Source organism: Ureibacillus acetophenoni (assembly GCF_900220965.1).
Lineage (GTDB): Bacteria > Bacillota > Bacilli > Bacillales_A > Planococcaceae > Ureibacillus > Ureibacillus acetophenoni.
Map to the genome: position 1 here is coordinate 61,216 of NZ_OBQC01000018.1, position 7,076 is coordinate 68,291.

Here is a 7,076-nt window from a genome sequence, read left to right on the forward strand (position 1 = left end):
GGGCTAGATTCTAATCAGTTTTTAATATTGGCGAATAACATGCTAGTTTTGGCGAATAAGCATATTAAAATGGCGAATAACTCATCAGAAATGGCGAATAACGCCCCATGAAAATCCCTAGTTCTTAATATTGGCGAATAACATGCTCGAAATGGCGAATAAACATATTAAACTGGCGAATACCTCATCAGATTTGGCGAATAATGTTCCATGAAAAGCTCTAGTTATAATATTGGCGAATACCTTGCTAGAATTGGCGAATAAACATATTAAATTGGCGAATAATTCTTCAGATTTGGCGAATATCATTATAAAATGAAGTTGGATCAGGAAGTTTTCCAAATTATATTGATTTACACCAATAAAAGTTAAAAAGGGTAAAGCTTTGCACTTATATTGCAAGCTTTACCCTAAACTATCATTTCAGTTTAATCCGCGAGTATTATTTTATTCTAGTAGAACTGTTCTTCCAAATCTTCGTTTGATTCCTTACTATGATAGCTTCGATAAGAGACTATTAATGTATCAAGGTGTTCCAAGTTTTCCTCGTAGTCTAAAATCCGTGAGAATGTATAAAATAAATGATAGCTTGAAAAATCCTCTTCACCTTCACGCATACTATCATCAAGGACAATTTGTTCGATTATATTTTTCATAACAGCAGATCGATCTAAATGTTCTTCACTTACTGTCCACTTTGAATGTTCAGGCTTTAGTTTCCCTGTAAACTTTAACAATAATTGCTCATGGTAGGTAAGTAAGAAATCTAATCGTTCTAAAAACATACTACGAAAAGAATCAGGCAAGTTCCCAATTGCATTTTCATGTTTGTAAACCCTTGATAGTAATTCCATACTCTTCTGTGTTGTGATCATCATTTGACGATATACTACAAGCTTTCTTGCATGGACAAATCGTTTACTTTTCGTATAATTACGTTCTTCCTTGAAAAATTCATATATCTTTTCCAAATCAGTATATCGACTATGAATTTTACTAATAGCTGTTTTTGTTGAATTATGTTCCGATGCATTTCTAACAGCCAGACGAGTCCAGCGAATAATATCATCCTGCAATGTGTGAATCGCTTTAAACAATTTCACTTCATATCGTGGTGGTAAGAAAATCATATTAACGATAAATGCAGCGAGTACACCAACCATCACAGTTCCAAAACGAATCAAACTAAATCCTAAAAAGTCGTCTCCTTCATAGACCATAATGGCCACAACTGTAACAAGTGCTAACGATAAAGAGCTATCTAGCTTCATTTTTAGCATAATTCCAATGACAATTATGGCAGCGATCCCAATCGCGACAATGTGATGACCGAATAGTAAACCAAATAATACGGCAATTGCAGCACCGATAATATTCCCTTGTATTTGTTCTAGGATGGATAAATAGGAACGATAAATCGATGGCTGAATCGCAAATATTGCAGCAATCCCTGCAAAAACGGGTGATGGTAAATTTAATAGTTCAGCTAAAAATAGTGAAAATACAATGGCAACTCCCGTTTTTAAAACGCGGGCACCTACTTGCATAAATGAGAGCCCTCTCTTTCTCTTTAGAAAAAATCAATAACAATATCCCATTTCACCGAGGATAATTATGACTACATACTGCGGCTTTCCATAAAACTTTTAACTTAAGCTAGTTTTGAAAACGCGTAATCAGCTGCAGCGATTGTTTCAATTATATCCTCTTCTTTATGTTCTGTCGTTAAGAACCATGCTTCGTATTTTGAAGGAGCTAAGTTAACCCCTTTTTCAAGCATTAATTTGAAGAAACGGCCAAACATCTCTCCGTCTGATTTTTCCGCTTGTTCATAGTTTTCTACTTTTTCGTTTGTAAAGTATACCGATAATGCACCTTTAATACGGTTGATAGTAATCGTTATACCATGTTTCTCAGCAGCTTCTAATAAGCCTTTTTCTAAAATTGCACCTAGACGATCCATTTCTTCATAAATCCCTGGTTGTTTTAATACTTCTAAACAAGCAATTCCAGCTAACATAGACGCAGGATTTCCCGCCATCGTTCCTGCTTGATATGCAGGACCAAGTGGTGCGACAGTATCCATAATTTCTTTGCGTCCTCCATAAGCTCCAATTGGAAGACCACCACCAATAATTTTACCCATTGCCGTTAAATCAGGTTTTAAGCCAAGTAGATCTTGTGCAGCACCATAATGGAATCTAAATGCAGTAATTACTTCATCGTGAATTGTTAGAGCACCTTTTTCTTTTGCAACTTCATGGACAAACTCTAAAAACCCTGGATTTGGCATAACCATTCCGAAGTTTCCAACGATTGGTTCAATTAAAATTGCTGCTACTTCGTCTCCCCATTTATCAATTGCCATTTTGAATTCTTCCTTATTGTTAAATGGAACAGTAATTACTTCAGTTGCAACAGCTACTGGTACACCAGCAGAATCTGGGGAGCCTAATGTTGCGGGTCCAGAACCAGCCGCAACTAGCACTTGGTCGAAGTGGCCGTGATAACATCCAGCAAATTTAATTATTTTAGTACGTCCTGTGTATGCACGAGCAACGCGAACAGTAGTCATAACTGCTTCTGTACCAGAGTTTGTAAAACGTACTTTATCTAACGAAGGAATTGCATCTTTTAACATTTTCGCAAAACGAACTTCATGCGCCGTTGGTGTGCCAAAAAGTACTCCTGTTTCTGCTGCGTGTGAAATCGCCTGAGCAATATGAGGATGTCCAAAACCTGTAATAATTGGACCGTAGGCAGCTAGGTAATCAATGTAACGATTTCCATCAACATCATAGAAATATGCTCCTTTACCTCTTTCCATGACAACAGGTGCTCCACCACCTACAGCTTTATACGAACGAGATGGACTATTTACTCCACCTACGATATGTTCTAATGCTTCATTATAAATTTCTTCTGATTTTGTTTGATTCATGATAGTTCCTCCAATATGATATTCCAATACACATTGTAGCCTTAATTTCATGAAAGTGGCAAAGAAATTGAAACTGCTTAGAGAGTTCTGTACGATACTTTTAAGGGAGGAATATTAGATGACAACTTTATTAAATGAAAAAGCACCTGAATTTACATTATTAAATGAAAAAAGTGAACCGGTTTCATTAAGTGATTTTAAAGGTAAAAAAATTGTTTTATACTTCTATCCAAAAGATATGACTCCAGGATGTACAACAGAAGCATGTGATTTCCGTGATCAACATGATACATTCACTGAACTAAATGCAGTTATTCTTGGAGTGAGTGCCGATTCACCGGCTCAACATACGAAGTTTATAGAAAAATACGGATTACCTTTTTCGTTATTAGTAGACGATGACCATAAAGTCTCTGAAGCCTATGGAGTTTGGGTTTTAAAGAAAATGTATGGCCGTGAGTTTATGGGCATCGAACGATCTACTTTCTTAATAGATGAGGAAGGAATTGTTAGAAAAGAATGGCGAAAAGTGAAAGTGAAAAATCATATAGAAGAAGTGCTTGAAAGCATTGGCGAAAAGGGGAAGTAAAATGAAAATATATTTTACGTTTGAACCAAGACCTGATTTAAAAGAACCATTAGTAGAAGAATTTCCTAATGTTGAGTTTGTGTTTGACCCAAAATTAGACGAGAAACAATTACCTGATACAGACGTTTTAGTAACTTACGGTGAAGATTTAAATGAGGAAAGAATTGAATTGGCAACTAAATTAAAGTGGATCTTTGTTGCTTCGGCTGGAATTGAAAAGATGCCCCATCAAGCAATTCATGATCGTGGATTACTCGTATCAAATGTGCGTGGTATTCATAAAAAGCCAATGGCAGAATCAATAATTGCACATATATTATCATTAAAACGTGCTTTACCATTTATCTATGACAATCAAAAAAAAGGCGAGTGGAATAAAAAGGCGCAACTATCTGAATTGAACGGAAGCGCGGCATTAATTATTGGTCCTGGTGCAATTGGATCTGAAATTGGACGACTTCTTCAAGCCTTTGAAGTATTTACAATTGGCTGTAATAGAAGTGGTCAAGAAGCTCCTTTTATGAATGAAACATATAAAATTGATGATTTAAAATCCGTATTGCCAAAAGCAGGAATTGTTATTTCTATGTTACCGAGTACATCTGAAACAAGACACTTACTCTCTTATGACCACTTTAAGCAGATGGGAGAAAATACAATTTTCTTAAACTTTGGGCGTGGTGATGTTGTATCAACAGACGTACTTACAAGAGTGTTAGAAGAGAAGCTTATTAGGCATGCGGTTTTAGATGTATTTGAAATTGAACCTTTACCAGCAGACAGTAAGCTATGGCAACTGGACAATGTAACAATTTCACCGCATTTCTCTAGTCATTCTTCAAGATATGTGGAAAGAAGTTTAGAAATCTTTAAACCAAGCTTGAAAAAATGGCTAAATGGGGATGACAATGTAGAAAATAAGATGGATATTTTACGCGGATATTAATTGGAAAAAAGTACATTTGATTTCTCTGAATTAATGAATATTTTATTAAAATTAGAGTAAATTAGTTATAAAAAGGTCTGAAATATTGACAATTGAACAGTCTTGGCATTACACTAATTATAATAATTATTAGATAAGAATTTTTTAGAAAAGAGGTGCATGGCGATGTCTGAATTGCATTTAAAAGATGCACTAGACACGTTAAAGTCAACCGGTGTAAGAATCACTCCACAACGTCATGCGATATTAGAATATTTAATAGATTCAATGAATCACCCAACAGCGGATGATATATATAAATCGCTTGAAGGTAAATTCCCTAATATGAGTGTAGCTACTGTATACAACAACCTACGTGTTTTCCGTGAAGCGGGGTTAGTTAAAGAGTTAACTTATGGGGATGCAGCAAGCCGATTTGATTTTGTGACTAACGATCACTATCATATGATATGTCAATGTTGCGGTAAAATCGTTGACTTCCATTATCCAGGATTAGATGAAGTGGAGCATTTCGCATCGCATGTTACTGGCTTCAAAGTAAACCTGCATCGACTTGAAGTATACGGTACATGCCCAGACTGTAATAAAACAGAAGAGCAACATGCAAACTAACCTAGCAATTCTGCTAGGTTTTTTGTTATTAATTATTCAATATAAAAAAACTAACCCTTTAAAGGATTAGCTTTCTTGTTGGCTGTTCTTTTTACGGTTGTAGGATTGGTCAAATTCTTTTCCGACTAATGCTGGGTCAAGTGTTAAAGGTTCGTTACAATGTGCACAAATATCAACACGACCAAGCACTTTTGTATGTCTATTACAGTTCGGACATACAACTTGTACGGCTCTTGTAGAAAGAAGTCCTATAAAACCATAAACTACTGTACTACCGATAATTGCTAATAAACCTAATACCATAAAGATAATAACAAGTAGCTGATTTTCACGGAAGAAAATTGCGCCATACATAATGACAAACCCAATAAAAATTAATGCAAGAGCAAAAGTTCGAATTTTATTTATTTTATTTCTATATTTTTTAGTCGCCATAGTTGATTTCCTCCTAATTCAAACTCTACTATAACATAGAACGTAATATAGTAGTAATTGAAACATTATAGAAGGAATCTTATATTAAATCGTCGAAAAGAATAGTTACTGTATAGAACTAGGAGGACTACCAATGGAACATATTTTACGTCCCATCTATCAAGAACGTGCAAGTCAACCTGAAACACTAGGGGTCATCATTGTAAAAAAAGTTGATAATATCGAGAACATTACAGATACCTTTGATTCTGTATTATTAATTATTGTAAAAGAAGCGGATATACCTGTTTTCACAAAACACTATATTCATCAAGAGCTTAAGATGGTAATGCATGTTATAACAGAAGAAATTCTTAATAAATGGTTATTTATCGGCTCAAAAAGACAAGTTGTCGATTGGATTTTTAATGGGAAAATCGTATTTGATAGGAATGAATACTTAGTTAATCTAAAATCGAAACTTCATGAAAAACCGTTATATGGTAGTAAAATAAAAACCGGAATTCAATTTTCTAAGTTATTACGACGTGTAATGGAAGGAAAAGAACAATTTAATAAGGGGAATTATTTAGATGCATATTCCAAGGTGACTGAATCTTTACATCATTTAGCTCGCCTTTCAGTTTTAGAAAAGGGACTATATCCGGAAGTGACTGTGTGGTCTCAAGTTAAAAAAATTCAGCCAGCTATTTATAAACTCTATGAAGAATTACTATTTAGTAAAGAGAGTTTAGAGAAGAAGTTAGAACTATTATTTTTAGCTATTGAGTTTATGATTAATTCAAGAACACATGACGGAGCACAACATATACTAGAGACGATGCTTCAAAAAGAAACCTGGGCTATACAACAATTACATACACATAAAGAATTGAAATATTACTCAGGTGATCTAGAGGTTTTTATAGAATATTTAATAGATAAAGGCTATATTACAGTAGAACCTATTACATCAAAAAACGAATCAATCCAACATAGATACTACAAAGTTGATAGAGATTTAGTAGAATCAGAATATGTTTTATAAATGATTTCGAGGTGTTTAATAATACCTCGAAATTTTTATTCTTAAAAAGTGTTGACATGTATGCAAATTGTGTAGTAAGATAAATCTCGTCGCTAAGACAACGCAATATAAAAAATAGAAATTGTTTCTCAAAATAATTTCTTTTTAAAAGTGTTGACAAGATTAGTTGATAGATGTTATAGTAGAGAAGTCGCTGTTAAACGACTGAAATTATGAACCTTGAAAACTGAACAACAAAACGTTAATGAATTAAACGTTTCTACTATATAGAAACAAAAATTTTGGACATCAATTATGATGCCAGTTTGAATTTTGAGCTTAACTCAAATTCACCATTTTATGGAGAGTTTGATCCTGGCTCAGGACGAACGCTGGCGGCGTGCCTAATACATGCAAGTCGAGCGAACTTTTTAAAAGCTTGCTTTTGAAAAGTTAGCGGCGGACGGGTGAGTAACACGTGGGCAACCTGCCCTATAGTTTGGGATAACTCCGGGAAACCGGGGCTAATACCGGATAATACAATTTA

General features: G+C 34.6%; 7 protein-coding genes and 1 rRNA gene. 5 read left to right on the top strand and 3 right to left on the bottom strand.

Translation table 11 applies throughout. The features are described from left to right. Positions 1-452: 452 nt before the first annotated feature. Both CRO45_RS17900 and CRO45_RS17905 read right to left on the bottom strand, forming a co-directional pair. The gene (locus CRO45_RS17900; protein ID WP_097150996.1) at positions 453-1,547 is read right to left on the bottom strand and encodes an FUSC family protein; all 1,095 of its coding nucleotides are present in this window, start codon (positions 1,545-1,547) and stop codon (positions 453-455) included. A 104-nt stretch (positions 1,548-1,651) separates the two neighbouring features. Next, a complete protein-coding gene (locus CRO45_RS17905) occupies positions 1,652-2,941 on the bottom strand; it encodes a glutamate-1-semialdehyde 2,1-aminomutase (RefSeq protein WP_097150997.1) in 1,290 nt (429 codons plus the stop codon). 118 nt (positions 2,942-3,059) lie between these two features. Between CRO45_RS17905 and bcp the strand changes: the two genes are divergently transcribed. The 3 genes from bcp (at position 3,060) to perR (ending at position 5,088) form a co-directional block, all read left to right on the top strand. After that, a complete protein-coding gene (bcp, locus tag CRO45_RS17910) occupies positions 3,060-3,530 on the top strand; it encodes a thioredoxin-dependent thiol peroxidase (protein WP_097150998.1) in 471 nt (156 codons plus the stop codon). Between the two features lies 1 nt (position 3,531). Continuing rightward, positions 3,532-4,476 carry a D-2-hydroxyacid dehydrogenase gene (locus tag CRO45_RS17915; RefSeq protein ID WP_097150999.1) on the top strand — a complete coding sequence of 315 codons (945 nt, stop codon included), beginning with the start codon at positions 3,532-3,534 and terminating at the stop codon, positions 4,474-4,476. A 165-nt stretch (positions 4,477-4,641) separates the two neighbouring features. Continuing rightward, positions 4,642-5,088, top strand: a complete 447-nt coding sequence (gene perR, locus CRO45_RS17920) for a peroxide-responsive transcriptional repressor PerR (protein ID WP_141400340.1) — start codon at positions 4,642-4,644, stop codon at positions 5,086-5,088. 66 nt (positions 5,089-5,154) lie between these two features. On the opposite strand, the gene CRO45_RS17925 is transcribed toward perR, so the two are convergent. Beyond that, positions 5,155-5,523: a YgzB family protein gene (locus tag CRO45_RS17925; protein WP_097151001.1), complete on the bottom strand. Its 369-nt coding sequence runs from the start codon at positions 5,521-5,523 to the stop codon at positions 5,155-5,157. A gap of 133 nt (positions 5,524-5,656) precedes the next feature. Between CRO45_RS17925 and CRO45_RS17930 the strand changes: the two genes are divergently transcribed. Beyond that, positions 5,657-6,550: a nucleotidyltransferase-like protein gene (locus CRO45_RS17930; protein WP_097151002.1), complete on the top strand. Its 894-nt coding sequence runs from the start codon at positions 5,657-5,659 to the stop codon at positions 6,548-6,550. A 336-nt stretch (positions 6,551-6,886) separates the two neighbouring features. Beyond that, positions 6,887-7,076, top strand: a 16S ribosomal RNA gene (locus tag CRO45_RS17935); the annotation flags it as partial.